The following is a 19,829-nucleotide window of genomic DNA, read 5'->3' on the forward strand; positions in this document are numbered from 1 at the left end:
TTAACAGACTCGGTTCTTTAGATACCCAGAAATGTCTTTGTTACTTCTTTAGAAGATCTTAATTGAGCGGATGATCCTGACCAAACTATTTTGCCTTTGTGAATAATGTTGTGGTTATCTGAAATAGTTAATAAATCTTTCAAGTTTTTGTCGATAATTAAAATCGATATGCCACTATCACGTATATTTCTTAGAGCTTCCCAGATCTTTTCTCGAATTATGGGTGCAAGTCCCTCGGTCGCTTCGTCTAATATTAAAAGTTTAGGGTTTGTAAGCAGAGCTCTTCCAATTGCCAACATTTGCTGTTCACCCCCTGAGAGCAAATTACCCATGAATTTGGCACGAGATTTTAGGTCTGGGAAAAGCTCATAAACATGTTCTAAAGTCCAAGTTAGATTTTTCGTTTTAGTAATGTTTGCAGTTGCAATAAGGTTTTCATGTGTCGTTAAGTTCGGAAAGATTTGCCGACCTTCAGGCACCAAGCCAATACCTAATTTAGCGATTTTGAAACTTGGTAAATTAGTTATATCTTGTCCGTTAAATGAAACATAACCACTAGTTTTGGACTTGATATTCATTATTGAACTTATGGTTGTAGTCTTACCCATCCCATTTCGCCCTAAAAGTGTCGACACGCCGGCCGGCTTAATATTTAGAGACACTCCGAATAATGTTTGGCTGGGTCCATAATGTGTTTCAACATTGCTTAACGTTAACATTAAGCTTCCCCCAAGTAGGCGTTCTGCACTTTAGAATCGCGTTTTATATTATTTGGCTCGCCAGTTGCAATGATTTCACCCGAAACTAAGACCGATATTCGGTCTGCTAATGCAAATACCGCATCCATATCATGTTCTACTAATATTATGGTTTGTTTTCCTTTCAGCTTGTTTAGTAGGGCGATCATTTCTTGTGTTTCACTCGGACCGAGACCAGCCATAGGCTCATCAAGTAGCAAGAGCTTTGCATCTGAAGCCAATGCCATAGCAATCTCTAGTTTGCGACAATCTCCATGGCTCAAACTTGCAACTGGTTGATTATTTGCCTCAATTAGTCCTACCTGACCAAGGCAAAAGTCAATCTTTTCTAGAACATAACTTTTGTTTGTAAATGTCGTAAAAAAATCAAGCGAATTTTCTCTAATTTTGTCAGTTGCTAATTGTATATTTTCAGAAACCGTCATTGATTTCATAACTGATGTAATTTGAAATGTTCGATTAATCCCAAGCCGAGATTTTTTGTATTCAGAAATTTGTGTAACATCAATATTTTGAAAAAAAATTTGACCACTGTCGGGGAACACTTGTCCAAATATTTGTGAAACTAATGTAGTTTTCCCAGCCCCATTTGGGCCAATAATAGCATGTAAGTCTCCGTCTAATACGGAAAGGTTGAGGTTTTTTGTCGCTATCACACCGCCAAAGTTTTTATTCAAGTTTTTTATTTTTAATATATTCTGCACACTTTGCACCTTACTTTGAAAAGAGTGAGGATAAGCCACCCCTAAAAAACAGGACTACAGTGATTAAAAGAAGCCCAAATGGAAGGTGCCAATAAATTGTAATTGAAGATAAAACTTCTTCTAAAATGACAAACACTATTGCACCAAAAAGAGGGCCCATTACCGTTGCGACACCCCCCAATATTACCATAAACATCAATTCTCCAGATCTAGACCAATCGATCATTTCGGGAGATATGAAAGTAGTAAAATTTCCTAGAAGAACCCCAGCGAAACCACAAATAATTCCAGAAAATATAAACGCTATCAATTTATGAAAGTAAACATTGTAGCCGAGTGAAACCATCCGAGCTTCGTTGTCTTTGATTCCTGATAAAATCAAGCCGAAATTTGACTTTGTTATCAGATGAACGAGCCACATAAAAAAGATCAAACTTGAAAAAGAAACTAAAAACATTTGGATTGGATCATCAAGGTTAATCAGTGGTATCTCTGATCTAGTGTTAATAACTAAACCGTCGTCACCTCCGTATTCCTCAATTGAAACAAACAGATAGTATGCCATTTGTGAAAATGCCATCGTTATCATTATAAAATAAACACCCTTTGTCTTTAAACATATTAGTCCTGTTAACAATGCAAACAATCCGCTAATCGCTATTGCAATTAAGATATGCACAAATCCATTCGTTGTAGCTAGAAAATCTAATCCGCCATAAAGCCAGTGGTGTGCAGGTATTCCAACAGCGTAGGCGCCAAGTCCTAAATAAGCGGCATGGCCAAAGGAAATCATACCGCCATATCCGAGAATAAGGTTTAAACCAACTGCTGCTATGGCCAAAATACATAAACGAGTGGCTAAATCTAGATAGAATGACATTCCGATTTGGTTAAAAATGATAGGAAAGACCAATAAAGAAGCTAAAATGAAAAACTTAAATGATCTGATAAATTGCATGGAATTATATTTACCGTAATTTAGGAGGGAACAAACCGTTTGGTTTAAACGACAATATCAATGCCATAATTAGGTAGATCGACATTGAGGAAATGGCTGGAGCAGAATTTTCGGCAGCAGCTGCGCTCATGAATATTTTGAAAAAATCGTCTAGAAAGGCGCGTCCAAGGGTATCAATTAGTCCGATAAGCAAAGCAGCTACAAGTGCGCCTTTCACAGAACCAATTCCGCCCACTATAATTACCACAAAAGCAGTTATTATTACATTGTTTCCCATACCGAGTGAAGCTTCTGTGATAGGCGCAATAAGCATTCCTGCCATACCAGCCAGAGTTGCGCCAATAGCAAATACGATGGCAAAAAGGGTTCTTATATCAATGCCTAGTGCTGACACCATTGTTCTATTAGATGCACCCGCCCGTATTAACATTCCCAACCTGGTAAAATTCACCAGCCAAAGCAGACCGAAAGCTGCTAGTAGTCCAACAATGATGATTAAAACTCTAAACGTAGGTAGTTCAATATTTTCTGAGATTTTGATTTGCCCATCCAAGTAGTTCGGTAAAGGAATAGCAATTCCAGCGGGACCCCAAATTAAATGGGCAATTGTGTCAATTACCAGAATTGCACCAAAGGTTCCTAGTACGTGATCCAGATGGTCTCTACTGTAGAGTGGACGGGCGAGGAAAACCTCAAAAAGGTATCCGATAATCCCAATAATGGGTAATGCCAAAATTACTGCTAATAAATAACTATCCAGTGCATAAGTCAGTGAAGCGCATACGAACGCTCCCAACATGTAAATCGAACCGTGTGCAAGGTTTACAAAATCTAAAATCCCAAAAACTAAAGTAAGGCCTGAGGCTACCAGGAACAAAAGAACTCCCAATTGAAGCCCATTTAGCACCTGTATTAAAAGCAGAGTATAGTCCAATACTGCCCCCAGATCTTTACAAGCTAATTGTCAAAGTTTTATACTGACGGACTATTAATTATTTTAACTTACAATCAGCTGCAAATGGGTCTTGGTGATTTTTAAATACAGTATCAACTACCTCTGTAGTCCAATTGCCATCCGAATCTTCAACAACCTCTCTCAGGTAAAAGTTTTGAATTGGAAAGTTATTATTCCCGTAAGAATATTTACCCCTAACTGAATTATAATTAGCGCTTTTCAGTGCAGATCGGAGACCAGCAACATCACTCATATCGCCATCAACCGCCGTCACAGCAGACGCTATCATATTAATAGTGTCATAAGACTGGGCAGCATAGAATGAAGGATATTTACCAAACTGTTTTTTGAAATCGTTAACAAACTTCTTATTCGCTTGATTATCTAAAGAGGGATCCCACTGTTGTGTTACTTTTGACCCCACTATTCCGGAGAAATTTGCAGCCTGTAGTTTGGGTAGTGAAATACCATCTATCGTAAATACGGAATACAAGGGCAGCAAATCCTTTAAACCTGCCTGGTGATATTGTTTTGTAAACGCTCCAGACGCAGCTCCAGGATAAAAAACAAACAATCCATCAGCTCCCGATACCTTTGCTTTAGCGAGTTCAGCTGAGAAGTCTAATTGGGCATCCGCACCCCATTTTGTTAGGTCTTTGCCAACTACTTGCCCTTTAAATGTACGTTCGATTCCAGCTACCATGTCTTTCCCTGCAGCATAATTGGGAGCCATTATGTAAAGCGATTTTATACCGACTTTATTAAAAACCTCGCCCATTGCCATTGGCGTTTGATCATTTTGCCATGAGGCGGAGAAGAAATTTTCGTGGCACAATTTGCTCGCCATTTGTGAAGGTCCTGCATTTGAGGAAATCAATATTTTCCCTGCATCCAATACAGACTTGCGCGATGCTAATAAGACATGGCTCCAAATATACCCTGCCATTATGTCAACCTTATCTTGTTTTAAAAGGCGATCTGTTACTTGCTTCCCAGTATCAGGTGCGAATCCATCATCACCAAACACTACTTCAATTTTATGTGAGCCAGCTTTCCCATTCAAGTGTTCTAAGGCCAGGTTAACTGCATTTGTCATATCTTCACCGATAACAGCTGCTGGTGTTGTTAATGTAGTAACAAATCCAATTTTAATTTCAGCAGAAACGGCCGATGATACCATAAAATTGCAAAAGATTATCGCCGCAAGTACTTTCTTCATTTTTCTCTCCTCAAAAAAAACGTAATTAGCAGAAAGAGCCTAGCACAAACTCACCTAAGGTAAACTTAGTTTATTAAATTTTTTATTATAACCGACCATGGCAATGTTTAAACTTCTTTCCAGAACCGCACGGGCAAATTTCATTCCTGCCGGTTGACTGCCAACCCGTTGGCATTTGTTCAGGTGGGGTTTTTGCTCCAAGTGGCAATTTTGAGTTTGACTTGGTAGTTTTTGTATTCTCTATTTTAGGAGCTACTTGCAGTTTCTTTTGTTCGTCTAAAAACTTGGCAACCATTGCATTGCGTTCGTCATCAGTTAGGGGTCTCACCATGCTAAGCTGTTTTGTTACATCGTAACGTAAGCCATTTAAAAGACGCTCGAATAGCTGGAACGCTTCATTTTTATACTCATTTAACGGATCTCTCTGAGCATAACCCCTAAAACCGACAACGGATCTCAAATGTTCCAGAGTTATAAGATGCTCTCGCCATTTAGTGTCAATTGTCTGAAGCAAAAGTTGTTTTTCCACTTGCTGCATTGCTTCCTTACCAAACGCTTTTGTTTTTTCAGCCATCATTGAATTCGCCGCATCTTCAATACGTTGGGTCAGCAACTCGTCATCTACACCTTCTTCATTTGCCCAGTCTTTGACAGGTAAATTAAGGTTCATACCATCCTTTAGCGCTCCTTTGAGACCATCTAGATCCCATTGGTCAGGATATGATTTTGGAGGAATATGAATATTTATCAGATCGTCAATTACGTCGTTACGCATATCATCAATGATTTCAGTTTGATCGTCGGCGCGCATTATATCAAGGCGTTGTTCGAATATGGCAATTCTCTGATCATTCATTACATCGTCGAATTTCAGTAATTGTTTACGAATATCGAAATTTCGGGCTTCAACTTTAGACTGCGCGCGTTCAAGGGATTTATTTACCCATGGGTGTATAATTGCTTCCCCTTCTTCCATACCAAGGGTTGATAATACTTTGTCGAGTCTTTCCGACCCAAATATACGCATCAAATCATCTTCTAAACTTAGAAAGAAACAGGTTTTGCCAGGATCACCTTGCCTGCCCGAGCGACCCCTTAACTGGTTATCAATTCTACGGCTTTCGTGCCGTTCTGATGCTAACACAAATAAGCCACCGGCTTCTAAAACTTGGTTTTTCTCTTTCGAATGCTTTTCTTCAATAGTTTTACGTATCTGTTCGGGTTTTGATTTTGGTTTTTTTTCTAGAGCTTCCAAGACCTCCATTTCCAGGTTGCCGCCTAATTGTATATCAGTGCCGCGGCCCGCCATGTTCGTCGCAATTGTTACCGCTCTAAACTTGCCAGCGTTAGCAACTATATATGCCTCTTGCTCATGTTGACGTGCATTTAAGACATTATGCTCGACACCAGACTTTTTAAGTAAATCTGACAAAAGTTCAGATTTTTCAATTGATGTTGTCCCTAATAGAACTGGCTGGCCTTTTGAGTTCGCTTCTTTGACTTCTTTAACTATGGCCTCGTATTTTTCTTTTGCAGTTCGGTAAACCCTGTCATCTTCATCTGATCTAGTCACAGGTTTATTTGTTGGAATTTCTAGCACCCCAAGCTTATAAATTTCCATAAATTCGTCTGCTTCAGTTGCAGCAGTTCCTGTCATACCAGATAACTTCTCATACAGTCGAAAGTAGTTTTGGAACGTAACGCTAGCTAACGTGACATTTTCTGGCTGAATCTCACAGCCCTCTTTTGCTTCAATCGCTTGGTGAAGGCCTTCTGACAATCGTCTTCCCGACATCATCCGTCCAGTAAATTCATCGATTAAAACGACTTGTTTGTCTCTTACGATATAATCTTTATCTTTAGTAAAAAGTTTATGCGCCCTAAGCCCTTGATTAACATGATGGACCACAGTTGTACTCTCGGGATCGTAAAGGGATTGGTTTTCTGGAAGTAGGTCTCTTTCTCTGAGCTGTAGCTCCAAAAAATCGTTTCCTTCATCCGTAAAAGTAACATTTCTCGATTTTTCGTCGATTGTAAAATGCATTTCTTCTAAGGTTGGAATTAGTTTATCAATTTTTATATAAAGCTCTGATCGATCCTGAGCTGGACCAGATATAATTAATGGGGTCCTGGCCTCGTCTACTAAAATGCTATCAACTTCGTCTACAATAGCAAAATAATGATGTTTCTGAGCAATTTGATCTATACTTGGTTTCATATTATCGCGCAGATAATCAAAACCTAATTCATTATTTGTCGCGTACGTAATATCACAGGAGTATGCTTCTAGCTTTTCTTCATCCTCTTGCTGTGGATAAACGACCCCTGTTGTCATTCCTAGCGCAGTGTAAACTTTTGACATCCAGTCTGCATCTCGCTTTGCAAGATAATCATTCACTGTAACAATGTGCACTCCTTTTCCAACAAGAGCATTTAAATATGCTGGAAAGGTAGCAACTAAAGTTTTACCTTCACCCGTCTTCATTTCGGAAATGTTACCTCGATGCAGAAAAATTCCTCCAAGCAATTGAACATCAAATGCCCGTAGATCTAACGCTCTCTTTGCGGCTTCACGGCAGTTCGCAAAAGCCTCTGGAAGTAACATATCTAATGTTTCTCCCTTCTCGAGACGCTCTTTAAACTCTTTTGTTTTTGAGCTTATTTCACTATCAGAGAGAACGCTGAAATCTTTCTCTAACGCATTTATACTTTCGACGATATTTTGAGCTTCTCGTATTCGTCGATCATTTGGAGTGCCGAAAACCTTTTTTGCAATTTTTCCAAGACCTAACATTTCATTCCTTACCCACAAAGGATTTAAGTTTGATGATCAGTGCTTCTATGGTCAGAAAACCTTAAAAGTTTTAAGCACGCTAGTAAAAATACTCTATGCGATTTAAGGGGATGCATAAAAAGTGTCAACGTTCTCTGCAACTTTAGAATAGGTTTAGTAGCTTTATTTATAAGCAAAGATAATCTTTGTGGGTTTTTGATTTAAGTATATCGCCGTAATCGGTTGAGTAAATTACATATCTAAACAATTCTTAATCAATATAGACCCTAATGTATTTGTCGATTAAAAGAGCTACACAAAATGTATCAAATTCTACTATTTTTAACGGTAATACAGATATCAGTATAGGGTTATGCAATGTCAATAGTATCAAATATCTCCCCGTTGGCTCCTAAAAATTTTCCAATTATGCATTCCATTTCAGGAGTAAGATTTGCCACGGCGAACGCTGGTATAAAATCAGGAAATAGTGAAGACGCTACTCTTATTCTCTTAGAACCTGAAACTGTAATTGCTGGTTTATTCACCAGCTCAATGACGAGGTCTGCGCCTGTAATTGATTGTCAAAATAAAATTGGCATCAACGTTGAGAAAACAGGGGCTGCAATAATTGTAAACTCGGGTAATGCAAATGCTTTCACTGGTCGGCATGGTGAGTTGGCGGTTAGAGAAATCATTGCGGAGCTTTCAACAAGAGTGCAGATACCAGTAGAGAGAATATTCTCATCATCAACGGGAGTAATAGGTGAGTTGCTAGAATATCAAAAAATAATAAACGTATTTGATTATCTGGTTGACTCACTTCACGTTTCAAAAATAGAGAATGCTGCTCGGGCTATAATGACTACAGATACCTTTCCTAAGGGTAGTAGTGTTAAAGTCAGTTCGAGTGGAGGCAAAATAACAATTTCGGGCATTGCAAAAGGGTCAGGTATGATCGCTCCGAATATGGGCACTATGCTAGTATATATTTTTACAGATGCTCTAATTGATAAAAATGATTTGCAGTCAATTGTTTCAGATTTAAATGACGAAACATTCAACTGTATTACTGTTGATAGTGATACCTCAACTTCTGATACTTTATTAGTTAGTGCAACTGGCAAAAGTGGTATTCAAGTGAATAAAAATGATCTAGACTTTCGTGAGGGATTACGAAAAGTGATGCTTGATTTGGCGCATCAAGTCGTATGTGATGGAGAGGGTGCAAGCAAGTTTATTGAGGTTAGTGTCACTGGTGCTGTAGACCGAAAAGAAGCTAAGTTGCACGCTATGTCTATAGCCAACTCCCCTTTGGTAAAAACTGCTGTTGCTGGAGAAGATCCAAACTGGGGAAGAATTGTTATGGCAATCGGCAAGTCAGGTGCATCTGCTGATAGAGATAAATTGTCAATAAGATTAGGGGATATTTTGGTAGCAGAAGATGGATGGGTATCTCCACATTATAAAGAGTCTGATGGTGCTGCATATATGAAACGCCAACGTTTGAATTTAAATGTTGATTTAGGCATAGGTACAGGCAGTGCAAAGGTCTGGACCTGCGATCTGACCAACAGGTACATAGAAATAAATGCAGACTATAGATCATGAAAGTTATAATAGTATCAGCGGTTGCACTTATTGATCGAGATGGAAGAGTTTTAATAGCCCAAAGGCCCAGTGGGAAAAGCATGGAGGGTTTGTGGGAATTTCCCGGCGGTAAAATTGAGCCTGGGGAAACTCCAGAGGATGCCTTAATTAGAGAACTTTATGAAGAACTAGGAATTGAAACCTGGTCAAGTTGTCTAGCTCCCCTTACCTTCGCCAGTCATGGGTACTCAGATTTTCATCTATTGATGCCGCTTTTCGCTTGTCGAAAGTGGGAGGGAACACCCAAAGCTAAAGAAGGTCAGAACTTAAAATGGGTGCATGTAAACAGCTTAAAAGAATTTCCAATGCCGGCTGCAGATATTCCACTAATATCGGTTCTTAGAGATTGGCTATGATGTTAATCTAGGCTCCGCTCGATTTCTTGTCGCTCAAAAATCTCAATAACATCATCGTTTCTGATATCCTCATAATTCTCAAAAGCCATACCGCATTCTTGTCCTGATTGCACTTCGGGCACCTCATCCTTGAAGCGCTTAAGTGTTTTAAGTGTACCCTCATGTATGACAACATCGTCACGCAGCAAGCGAACGCCAGCGCTACGTCGCGCAACGCCCTCTGTTACTATACAACCTGCAACTTTACCTACTCCAGATACTTTGAACACTTCTTTGATTTGAGCATAACCTATGAAATTTTCACGGATTTCTGCTGATAGAAGTCCACTTGCAGCAGCTTTGACATCATCAACTAGGTCATAGATTACAGAGTAATATCTGACTTCAACACCCTTTTGATTTGCGACCTGACGAGCAGAGGTGTTCGCGCGTACATTAAATCCAATTACTGGTGCATTAGAGGCTTCGGCTAGGCTTATATCTGTGTTTGTAATAGCTCCAACACCATAGTGTAACACACGAACTCTAACTTCATCATTTCCAATCTTTTCCATTGCCTGTACAATTGCTTCTGCGGAACCTTGCACATCAGCTTTAACTAAAATTTGAAGCTCTGAAACATTTTTGTCTTCTTTAGCTTTTGCCATCATTTGTTCTAAAGTGGATGCCCCAGCAGTAGCTCGTTTCTCCTTTGCAACTGCAATTCGGTAGTCTGCAATCTCTCTCGCCTGGGCCTCAGTTTCAACAACGTTCAAAACATCACCAGCTTCGGGTGTCCCATTTAATCCTAGCACTTCGACGGGTACTGAAGGTCCTGCGGTATCAACACGTTTGCCCTGGTCATTGATAAGTGCTCTCACTTTACCCCATTGTTCGCCTACAACAAAGATATCACCCTGTTGCAAAGTCCCGCGTTGAACTAGCACGGTTGCTACGGGTCCGCGTCCCACATCTAGTTGAGCTTCAATCACTGCACCCTGAGCAGCCCTGTTTGGGTTCGCAGTAAGTTCCAATATTTCTGCCTGTAGCGCTATAGCTTCGAGTAATTCATCCAATCCAGTTCCATTTATTGCCGAGACTTCGACATCTTGGACTTCGCCAGAAAGTTTTTCTACGATTACTTCATGTTGAAGTAGATCAGTCCTCACCTTATCTGGGTTCGCTTCGGTTCGGTCAACCTTGTTAATAGCAACAATCATTGGAACATTTGCAGCCTTCGCATGATTTATTGCCTCCACTGTTTGTGGCATGACAGCGTCATCTGCAGCTACCACTAAAACTACAATATCGGTAACTTGAGCACCCCTTGAGCGCATGGAGGTGAATGCAGCGTGCCCCGGAGTATCAAGAAAACTTATTATATCACCTCGTTTTGTCTCGACTTGGTACGCCCCGATATGCTGTGTAATTCCGCCTGCTTCTCCAGCTGTTACCTTGGTGTTTCTAATTGCATCCAGCAAAGATGTTTTGCCGTGATCTACGTGCCCCATTATTGTTACTACTGCTGGTCTGGGCTTTAGATCAGATTCAGCGTCTTTCACCTCATTGATAACATCCTCGACGTCTGCATCTGAAACTCTTACGACTTTGTGTCCAAATTCTTCGACGATTAACTCAGCAGTATCGGCATCAATTACTTGGTTCTGGGTTACCATCATACCCATTTTCATAAGCGCTTTTACAACTTCTGCTACACGCTCTGCCATTCTATTTGCTAATTCAGAAACGACTATGGCCTCAGGTATTTGAACGTCTCTTACAACTTTTTCGCGCTCCTGCATTTGGCCCATCGCTTTTTGACGTGCTCGTTCTTGTTTGCGCTTCATTGCGGCCATTGATTTTTGTCGACCGCCTTCACCCTCTAGGGCTTGACTTATAGTTAACTTGCCAGATCTCCGACCAAATCCTTCACGACCCTTTGTGTTTCGTCTTTCACTAGGTTCATCCTCGCGAGTTTTCTTTCTTTGTACTGACTGAGGGTGTTTTTGCTCCTTCAACACAGTTTCTGGGTCGCCTTTTGGCACAGGCGTATTAAGGGCAGCCTGTTTTGCTAGTTCCTCGGCTTCTACTCTTGCCTTTTCTTCATCAGCTTTTTTGCGAGCCCGGTCTTCAGCATCTCTCTGTTCTTTTTCTTTAGCTTCCTGCTCAGCTATTCTTCTGTCGCGCTCTTCTTGCCTATTTTGTTCTTCAGCTATACGTTCCGATTTTTCTTCTGCTTCGCGAGCTTTTGCAGCTTGCAAAGCTTTCATTCGACGTTCCATTTCTGCATCTGTAACACCAGAAGGTCTTGCACTAGCCGTTTTCTCTGTGGCCTGTGTTCCATCCATAGGTTTTGCAGTGCCAGATTTTGGCACAACTATCCGTTTACGTTTGGTTTCGACAACAACACTCTTGCTACGGCCGTGGCTAAAGCTTTGTTTGACATTACCTGCGCGGGGTCCACCCCGCAGACCTAGAGTTTTTTTGCCATCACTATCGCTCATTTAGTTGTCTTTTCCTTTCAGGTGATTTCTCACCAAAATTCCGTCGAAGACCTGTTAACCGGTGCGCCTCCTGTACTATACGTTTAGCTAAACCACCAGATGTAACTGCACAATGAATTGCATTTTGTCTCCCAAATGCCTCTCCCAATTCCAGTGAGCTTAAGCAGCCAATGAATTTTGCTTTATCTGGCGTGCTAAGTTTTGACTTGCCCCTACCAGAACCATCATACGCTTGTATCAGTAGTAAAACTTTATCTTTTGAAAGCCACTCCTTCACCTTTTCATAGCCACATACTGCTTGGCCAGCTTTACGTGCCAAACGAATAAGATCTAGTAACCTTTTTGATTGGAGGCATTCTATCTCAGAAATTAAATTCTCTTTCACTTTTAAAGTTTTTTTGGCCGACTTCTCAAACAGATTTTTTTCTATAGCCAATTTCAAAGATAATTGATTAGCCGAGACCCACAGACCCCTTCCTGGTAATTTTGCAGCCAAATCGGGCAGAACTTGACTGTCCGGGCCGATTATAAAACGGTACATTGCGTCTCTATCTCCAATTTTACCAGTTGCGATACACTTTCTTTCGTTACCCTGTAGTATATCTTTATGCTCAAAAGTGTCTGTCATGTTAACTTTCTTGTAAATTTTCCTCTTCAGCTTCGGCAGAATTAACTGGCGAAATTTCATCTGGATTTACCCATCCCAGAATAACTCGTGCTGTCATAATTAGATCTTGGGCCTCTTCAAGAGTGACGCCAAAAGTTTCCAAAAGTCCGTCATCTTTAACTCTTTCACCGTCAACCGTTGTCCAGCCTCCCGCGAGTTCCCAGTCGGCGCATTTTGCAAACTCTTCAACATTCTTTATTCCATCATCAGCCAGAGCAAGTAGCATTTTTGGAGATAGCCCATCAAAGTTTAGCAATGCTTCCTCTACACCCAGATCGCGCAATTTGTCTAAAGCTTCCTGGGCTTCTTTCTCAAGGAACTCACGAGCGCGGGTTTGCAGCTCACTGGCTGTCTCCTCGTCCACCCCGTCAATTACCATTAACTCATCTAATTCGACGTAAGCTACTTCTTCCAAACTCGCGAAACCTTCAGAAACAAGGAGTTGGGCAAAAAATTCGTCCAAATCCAGAGTATCCATGAACAAAGTAGTACGCTCTTCAAATTCTTTTTGGCGCCGTGCGGACTCCTCAGCCTCAGTCAGGATATCGATATCAAGATTGGTTAACTGACTAGCTAAGCGAACATTTTGCCCTCTACGCCCAATTGCAAGAGATAGTTGATCGTCTGGAACAACGACCTCAATTTTCCCAGCCTCTTCATCCAAAACAACTTTACTTACTTCTGCAGGCTGCAGCGCATTCACCAAAAATGTTGGTTGGTCCTCATTCCATGGAATAATATCGATTTTTTCACCCTGCAATTCGTTTACAACAGCTTGAACGCGGCTGCCTCGCATTCCAACACAAGCTCCAACGGGATCAATTGAGCCATCATTCGTAAATACTGATATTTTTGCGCGTGATCCAGGATCTCTTGAAACCGATTTGATTTCGATGATTCCCTCATAGATTTCGGGAACTTCCATTTTAAATAGTTCAGCCATAAATTCAGGCGCTGTTCTCGATAAAAAGATTTGAGGGCCTCTCATTTCTCTTCTTACCTCTTTTATGTAACACCGGATCCTGTCTCCGGAGCGGTAACTCTCGCGGCCAATTTTTTCATTTCTCCGAAGCATTGCCTCGCCTCTTCCAACATCAACTATAACGTTCCCGTATTCCTCACGTTTCACAACACCGTTTATTATTGTACCAGCACGATCCTTAAATTCTTCGAACTGTCTGTCACGCTCTGCTTCTCGTACTTTTTGTAAAATTACTTGCTTAGCTGATTGAGCTGCGATACGTCCCATGTCGACTGGAGGTATTTCCTCAATGAATTGCTGTCCAACTTCTGGGTTTTCCATATATTGCTTGGCTTGTTCCACGGTCATTTCAGCTTGGTAATTCTCTAAAAGTTCTTCTTCTACAACTGTGCGAACACGTCGGAATGTCGCTCGACCAGTCTTTCTGTCAATAGAAACTTGTATATCCATTTCAGAGCCGTAGCGTGATTTAGCTGCTCGCGCTAAACTTTCCTCCATAGCTTCCACTACTAGACTTGGATCGATCATTTTTTCGCGTGCTACAGCTTCAGCTGTTTGCAACAATTCTAACTGATTTGCGGAAGTTATAGCCATTTTCTACTCCTCATTATTTTCCAACTGGGTTTCAATTTCGTCAAAGTTTTCTTCATTCAAAATACCTGCCTTAGTATTTTTCTTAAGCATTTTTTTAATTAAATCATCCGATAAAACTAATCTCGCATCTGAAAGCCAAGTAAATTTTAAACCAATGGTACCTTCCTCAAGGTTGATAAGCACTTCATCATTATTTAACCCAGCCAAAACGCCTCTAAATCGTCGTCGTCCATCAATTAGTTCCGTTGTTTCTACCTTGGCTTCAAAACCTTGGAATGAGTCAAAATCTTTTTTTCTTGTAAGCGGTCGATCGATGCCAGGGCTTGAAATCTCTAATGTATAATTTTCTGGTATTGGATCCTCTACATCTAAGATTGTTCCGACTGATGTATTAATTTCTGCTAACTCATCAACTCCTATTTGACCGTCTAAGCGATCAGCCATAATCTGTAAGGTGCTAGGATTACCATTGGATAATCTAACTCGCACCATTTCAAATCCTAAATCCTCTAAAATTGGATTTAAGAGTTCTGCAAGTTTTTTATCCATATAGGATTTTGCTATTAAGTTGTTAATCATTATCTCATACAAAAAAACGGGCCTGCGGCCCGCTGCGTTAAATCGGTGGAGTGTAAGTTGCCCAACACACCGCTGTTGTACGTCGTATAATTGTAATATTCTCTATTTGCAAGTGTTCAATTTTGAAGTTGTCAGTCACTTTAGCTACATGATAAAACGCAAGCATAAGTAATGGATAGTGGTTTTGGAATTAAGCTCTCAGGAAATAGATGCAATTTTGTTATCAATAAAGGTGTCAATTTGGTCTGTTGTCTTTAGTTTATTACCAGCAGTCTATATCGCCTATGTTTTATCCCGAAAAAAATTCTGGGGCCGACAGGCACTAAATGTCATAGTTCATATTCCATTAATACTACCCCCTGTAGTTACCGGGTATTTTTTATTGCTTTTATTCAATCGGACTGGGATAATTGGACGTTTTTTAGATACCTATTTTGGCGTCACTGTAGCCTTTCATTGGTTTGGCGCTGTGCTTGCTGCTGCTATTATGTCTTTTCCATTGATGGTTCGAGCCATTAGATTAGGGTTTGAGAGTGTTGATCCAAAATTAGAAGTGGCTGCTTACTCATTGGGTGCAAATAAGTTTATAATCTTCCTAACAATAACTTTGCCATTAATTATCCCAGCTTTAATAACGGGAGCTGTTTTAGGCTTTGCAAAATCAATGGGAGAATTTGGAGCTACAATCACCTTTGTATCAAACATTCCCGGGCAAACCCAAACAATACCATCGGCCATTTTTGAATTTTTGCAGATTCCAGACAATAATTTTATGACATTAAGATTAGTCTGTCTTTCGTTACTGATTTCTATTGGAGCGTTATATATTTCCGAAGTTCTCGCCAGCAGGTTGAGCAGAAGAGAAGACAACGAATGAGTATAGCTGTAAACATTGAAAAAACTATGGGTGACTTCCAGCTCAATACAGAATTTTATGCCGACATTGGTATAACTGCAATTTTTGGACCTTCGGGTGCTGGTAAATCAACGCTGGTAAACCTTATCGCAGGATTAGTGAAACCAGATACCGGTTATATAAAAATACTCAATGAAGTAATTTTTGAAAGTCAGCAAAAAATTAATGTGCCCGCTAACAAGAGAGGGATTGGTTTTGTCTTTCAAGACGCAAGACTATTCCCACATATGAACGTTGAGAGTAACTTAAAGTATTCAAATAGATTTGGCCGAAAGGGTCACCTCAGCTCATTTACAGAAATTGTGGAAGTGCTAAATTTAGGACAAATTCTTCATCGCTTACCTGGAAATTTATCAGGTGGTGAGAAGCAAAGAGTGGCAATCGGTCGTGCCTTGCTGAGCAATCCAAAGATACTCATTTTGGATGAGCCGTTGACCGGGCTTGATGAAGGCTTGAAAGCAGAAGTAATCCCGTATTTAGAATTCTTACGTGATAATTTTAAAATACCAATCCTCTATATAAGCCATTCTCAATCTGAGGTTGTCAGACTTTCCGATAGAATTGTAGTTCTTGAAAAAGGCAGGATTCTCGAACAAGGCAAGACCTTGCAAATATTGTCTAGTTTCAGTGTTGCAAAGAAGTTGGGTTTAAGAGACCTTTCATCTTTTGTTGAGGCTAAGGTCTCAAAACATGCATCCGATGGCATTACAGAACTAGATTTTGCAGGTTCTAAATTATTTTTGCCCAAGATAGATGCAATTTTAGGTAGCAAAGTTTATTTAAGAATCCTGGCAAAAGATATAACACTTGCAATCGAAAAACCTAAAAAGATATCGGCTCTTAACATTTTGCAGGGTAAGGTGGATGAGGTAATTCTAGGGAATGGACCTGGTGCTATTGTTGGTATTGAAGTTGGAGGTCATAAGCTAACAACAAGAATAACGCAGCGTTCTCTTAATGCAATGAATTTAAAGCTTGGCCAAACTTGTTTTGCATTCTTAAAAACTGTTTCGGTCGCTACTTCGGATATTATTACTTAAAATTTTCTTTTTTAAACCTTGTATAAACTCCTTCGGGAAGATTGATGGCAGCACTTAAGTCCTTTAGCTGTGCCATAGAAAATGTGATTTTATTAATTTTATCAGTACGAGCGTCATATTGTTCAATTGTTACGCATTCAGAGAAACTATTGATGATAAGATCTTCTTGTAATTGAGCAGTTCCTTCATCAACTAAAGTTATGACTGTTGAGTCAAATTCATGTTCGATCGAAAACATCATGGCCCCAGTTTATAGTGTGATTAACAATATCGTAATGCACTAATACTTTATAATTCAATAATCAAAGCTCTATTTTGGTTCTATTTTTTTGCTATAAACATCAAATTATTAGCAGGCATTTCAATAACTGCTTCTGGAGATAGGTTATTTTCTTCGATTTCATCAAGTATATCAAAGTCGTCTTTATACCCGATTTCTTGGTCATAATTGATCAGTGAGTTGTGAAACTGAAAATCTTGATCGCTTGTTAGTTCACCACTTCTCATAAATGGGCCGTAAATCATAAAATAGCCATTTTTTTTTAGCGCAAATGAACTTTCGCGAATAAGATTTTTCATTTCTCTATTGCTTATAAGATGGAAGATATTAATCGTGATTATTACGTCATAATCATTAATTTTTTTGGCCCAGTCGGAGGCTGTGACATCAAGCAATAATGGTGTGTTAATGTTCGCTTGGTCTATTTCTTGGATATAGGCCTTGATGCTATCTAAACGCTTAGGATCAATATCACTTGGTTGCCATTCAAGATTATAAAAAGTCTTAGCGAAGTATGTGCAGTGCTGACCAGTACCACTTGCAAGCTCCAAGACTTTTCCTTTCTGCGGCAGATATTGAGATAGAACTTCCAGTATGACGGAAGTATTTCTTGCAGCAGAATCTGAATATAATTTTTTTTCTTCAATATTTGCAGCCTGGTTGGCTGTTAGTGGTAAGTTTTCCCGAAGTGGCATTAAAATCTTCCTGGTAAAAGGGCCTCAAGTATTTTGCTATCAACTGATACGTTTTCTTCCAGTAACAAATCGGACAATAACTGACTTGCGGCTGCTGCTGTTTGGAAACCATACCCTCCTTGACCTGCAAACCAGAAAAAAGAAGAGTTATTTTTGTCTGGTCCTATCACCAAATTTCCATCTGGAGCAAAGCTTCTCAAACCAGCCCAGTTAGATAGCATGCGGTTGATTGGAAAATTTACTACGCCCTGAAAAGACTGAATGCCAGCCGCTAACGTTTCATCATCTGCCCATGCGTCGTGAGCGCTGACCATTTGCTTGTCAGCGGGTGATACTATAAGATTTCCTGCATCGGGTTTTGCATACCAAGCCTCTCCAACACCATCGAGCATAGGCCAATTTTGCACATCGACTCCCTTTGGTGCCTGCATTCTAGCGATAGAGCGTTTGTAAGGAATTATATTAAGTTTTGAGACTCCACATAACTCTGCAACCTGATCGGCCCAAGCTCCAGCTGCATTTATCAATATGCTGGCCGATAGGTCACCATTTGAGCTTTTTATTTGCCATTTATTATTCTGAAGATAAGCACTAATAAGTTTTGTCTTTTTTCTTATTTGAGCTCCATTTTCTAATGCAATTTTTCTGTAATATTGAAAGAGTTTGTTTGTATCAATATCGTAAACATCGGGTCTGTAGGCTTGTCGTGTGATCCCTTCTTGTTTTAGAGCAGGAAGCAGTTGGAAAGCTTCGTCGAATGAAATATGAGCTAAGCCTAGATCTCCGGCATCAGTTTGAAATTCTTTCTCTTCACCGTATTTACCAATTAATAACAAGCCTCGCTTTTTTAAAAAGTCTTTGCTTTCACTTCTAAGAAAAGCCAAGCTTTCTATATTTAGCTCTTTTGTGACCCTGTTACCATAATCCTCGATAAACGTTGCAGCAGACCTCCCCGATGAATGATAGCATAACTCGGGTTCTGCTTCTAATAAAGTTACCTTTAAATGGGGTGCTATTTGGGCACATGCAGCAATGCCGGCAATTCCTCCACCGATTATTACTACATCTGTCATTAGATTGGTTCCAACGGTGGTTTTAAAGCCCCCATAAAGTTATGGGGGCGATTAATCTTTTTATTGTGGAACGTCACCCTTTATGCCTTCAACATAAAAGTTCATGCCCAAAAGAGTTCCATCGTCTGCAGTTTCACCCGCAGCTAGCCATACCGAACCGTCTTGCTTATTAATTGGTCCTGTAAATGGATGATAATCTCCTGAGGCAATTGCATCTTTCATAGCTAGTGCTTCCGCTTTTACATCAGCTGGAACGGCAGAAGTAATTTCTCCAATTCCAACCATGCCAGGTCCGATACCATCCCAGGTATCAGTTGAAGTCCAAGTTCCATCTAGGACAGCCTGTGTTCTGGCAATATAGTATGGTGCCCAGTCGTCAATAATGGATGAAACTCTCGGCATAGGTTTGAACATTGCCATGTCCGAAGCTTGGCCAAAAGTTATAACGCCGCCTGCTTTTTCTGCAGCAGCTTGTGGTGCAGTTGAGTCAGTATGCTGTAATACGACATCGCAACCTTGTTCAATTAAAGCAGTTGCAGCATCAGCTTCTTTTGCAGGATCAAACCATGTGTAAATCCAAACTATATTAAATTCGACATCGGGGTTAACCTTCCTGGCATGTATGAATGCAGAGTTAATTCCTCTTACAACTTCTGGAATTGGAAAAGATCCGATATAACCAACTTTGTTTGTTTTGGTCATCTTCCCTGCAATATGACCTTGAATAGCTCTTCCTTCATAAAACCGAGCCGAATAGGTCGAAACATTGTCAGCTCGCATATAGCCAGTGGCATGTTCAAATTTTACATCTGGAAATTTTTTTGCAACGTTTATCGTTGGTTCCATATAACCAAATGAAGTTGTAAATATTAAATCTGCTCCCTGTAGAGCCATTTGAGTCATAACTCTCTCTGAATCTGCACCCTCTGGAACCAATTCTTGGTATACAGTTTCTACTCTATCACCGAAATGCTCTTCTACTGCCAGTCGGCCTTGATCATGCTCATATGTCCATCCATAGTCACCAACGGGTCCCACATAAACAAACCCTACTTTGACATCGGCAGCCAAAGCCGCTGCCGCAACTCCGAGCGAAGCTATTGCGCCAGCTATTACAGATTTTATGTACATATATCTCTCCCTAAAT

Annotated in this window: 18 protein-coding genes; 4 read left to right on the forward strand and 14 right to left on the reverse strand. The window is 40.2% G+C overall.

Features of this window, described 5'->3' with window-relative positions; translation table 11 throughout:
* Positions 1–17: 17 nt before the first annotated feature.
* From ACTF5Q_RS07705 to secA, 6 genes are all read right to left on the reverse strand, one after another.
* A complete protein-coding gene (locus ACTF5Q_RS07705) occupies positions 18–719 on the reverse strand; it encodes an ABC transporter ATP-binding protein (RefSeq protein ID WP_438954048.1) in 702 nt (233 codons plus the stop codon).
* Positions 719–1,462, reverse strand: coding sequence for an ABC transporter ATP-binding protein (locus ACTF5Q_RS07710; RefSeq protein ID WP_438954049.1), 744 nt, complete (start codon positions 1,460–1,462; stop codon positions 719–721). The genes ACTF5Q_RS07705 and ACTF5Q_RS07710 overlap by 1 nt, the downstream gene beginning before the upstream one ends.
* 10 nt (positions 1,463–1,472) lie before the next feature.
* A complete protein-coding gene (locus tag ACTF5Q_RS07715; protein ID WP_438954050.1) occupies positions 1,473–2,342 on the reverse strand; it encodes a branched-chain amino acid ABC transporter permease in 870 nt (289 codons plus the stop codon).
* Positions 2,343–2,430: 88 nt separating this feature from the next.
* Positions 2,431–3,354, reverse strand: a complete 924-nt coding sequence (locus ACTF5Q_RS07720; protein ID WP_438954051.1) for a branched-chain amino acid ABC transporter permease — start codon at positions 3,352–3,354, stop codon at positions 2,431–2,433.
* Positions 3,355–3,412: 58 nt separating this feature from the next.
* Positions 3,413–4,594, reverse strand: coding sequence for an ABC transporter substrate-binding protein (locus ACTF5Q_RS07725; protein ID WP_438954052.1), 1,182 nt, complete (start codon positions 4,592–4,594; stop codon positions 3,413–3,415).
* Positions 4,595–4,679: 85 nt separating this feature from the next.
* Positions 4,680–7,388, reverse strand: a complete 2,709-nt coding sequence (gene secA / locus ACTF5Q_RS07730; protein ID WP_438954053.1) for a preprotein translocase subunit SecA — start codon at positions 7,386–7,388, stop codon at positions 4,680–4,682.
* A 357-nt stretch (positions 7,389–7,745) separates the two neighbouring features.
* Between secA and argJ the strand changes: the two genes are divergently transcribed.
* Positions 7,746–8,978 carry a bifunctional glutamate N-acetyltransferase/amino-acid acetyltransferase ArgJ gene (gene argJ, locus ACTF5Q_RS07735; RefSeq protein WP_438954054.1) on the forward strand — a complete coding sequence of 411 codons (1,233 nt, stop codon included), beginning with the start codon at positions 7,746–7,748 and terminating at the stop codon, positions 8,976–8,978.
* Positions 8,975–9,373, forward strand: coding sequence for an 8-oxo-dGTP diphosphatase MutT (gene mutT / locus ACTF5Q_RS07740; protein WP_153691489.1), 399 nt, complete (start codon positions 8,975–8,977; stop codon positions 9,371–9,373). The genes argJ and mutT overlap by 4 nt, the downstream gene beginning before the upstream one ends.
* Positions 9,374–9,375: 2 nt before the next feature.
* Here mutT and infB read toward each other — a convergent pair whose 3' ends face one another.
* Genes infB through rimP form a run of 4 tightly spaced genes read right to left on the reverse strand, consistent with a single transcriptional unit; the run spans position 9,376 to position 14,678 of the window.
* Positions 9,376–11,856 carry a translation initiation factor IF-2 gene (gene infB / locus ACTF5Q_RS07745; RefSeq protein ID WP_438954055.1) on the reverse strand — a complete coding sequence of 827 codons (2,481 nt, stop codon included), beginning with the start codon at positions 11,854–11,856 and terminating at the stop codon, positions 9,376–9,378.
* Complete coding sequence (locus tag ACTF5Q_RS07750; protein ID WP_438954056.1) at positions 11,846–12,484, reverse strand: RNA-binding protein; 639 nt, start codon at positions 12,482–12,484, stop codon at positions 11,846–11,848. Before ACTF5Q_RS07750 ends, infB begins: the two co-directional genes overlap by 11 nt.
* A 1-nt stretch (position 12,485) precedes the next feature.
* Complete coding sequence (gene nusA, locus ACTF5Q_RS07755; RefSeq protein WP_438954057.1) at positions 12,486–14,099, reverse strand: transcription termination factor NusA; 1,614 nt, start codon at positions 14,097–14,099, stop codon at positions 12,486–12,488.
* Between the two features lie 3 nt (positions 14,100–14,102).
* Positions 14,103–14,678 (reverse strand): ribosome maturation factor RimP, encoded by a 576-nt coding sequence (gene rimP / locus ACTF5Q_RS07760; protein WP_438954058.1) that lies wholly within the window; start codon positions 14,676–14,678, stop codon positions 14,103–14,105.
* 178 nt (positions 14,679–14,856) lie between these two features.
* Here rimP and modB point away from each other — a divergent pair, with 178 nt between their 5' ends.
* Both modB and modC read left to right on the forward strand, forming a co-directional pair.
* Complete coding sequence (gene modB / locus ACTF5Q_RS07765; RefSeq protein WP_438954059.1) at positions 14,857–15,555, forward strand: molybdate ABC transporter permease subunit; 699 nt, start codon at positions 14,857–14,859, stop codon at positions 15,553–15,555.
* Positions 15,552–16,634, forward strand: coding sequence for a molybdenum ABC transporter ATP-binding protein (gene modC / locus ACTF5Q_RS07770; RefSeq protein ID WP_438954060.1), 1,083 nt, complete (start codon positions 15,552–15,554; stop codon positions 16,632–16,634). The genes modB and modC overlap by 4 nt, the downstream gene beginning before the upstream one ends.
* Here modC and ACTF5Q_RS07775 read toward each other — a convergent pair.
* The 4 genes from ACTF5Q_RS07775 to ACTF5Q_RS07790 form a co-directional block, all read right to left on the reverse strand.
* On the reverse strand, positions 16,627–16,872 hold the full coding sequence (locus ACTF5Q_RS07775) for a hypothetical protein (RefSeq protein ID WP_153692553.1): 246 nt from the start codon (positions 16,870–16,872) through the stop codon (positions 16,627–16,629). The two genes, modC and ACTF5Q_RS07775, sit on opposite strands and share 8 nt — an antisense overlap.
* 83 nt (positions 16,873–16,955) lie before the next feature.
* Positions 16,956–17,609, reverse strand: a complete 654-nt coding sequence (locus ACTF5Q_RS07780) for a DUF938 domain-containing protein (RefSeq protein ID WP_438954061.1) — start codon at positions 17,607–17,609, stop codon at positions 16,956–16,958.
* Positions 17,609–18,682 (reverse strand): NAD(P)/FAD-dependent oxidoreductase, encoded by a 1,074-nt coding sequence (locus ACTF5Q_RS07785; protein WP_438954062.1) that lies wholly within the window; start codon positions 18,680–18,682, stop codon positions 17,609–17,611. Before ACTF5Q_RS07785 ends, ACTF5Q_RS07780 begins: the two co-directional genes overlap by 1 nt.
* Before the next feature lie 60 nt (positions 18,683–18,742).
* Entirely contained in the window at positions 18,743–19,813 is a 1,071-nt protein-coding gene (locus ACTF5Q_RS07790) for a BMP family ABC transporter substrate-binding protein (protein ID WP_153692550.1), read from the reverse strand.
* Positions 19,814–19,829 lie beyond the last annotated feature (16 nt).

This window comes from Candidatus Salinivivens marinus (genome assembly GCF_965655845.1).
Classification (GTDB): Bacteria; Pseudomonadota; Alphaproteobacteria; order Rhodobacterales; family Rhodobacteraceae; genus Salinivivens; species Salinivivens marinus.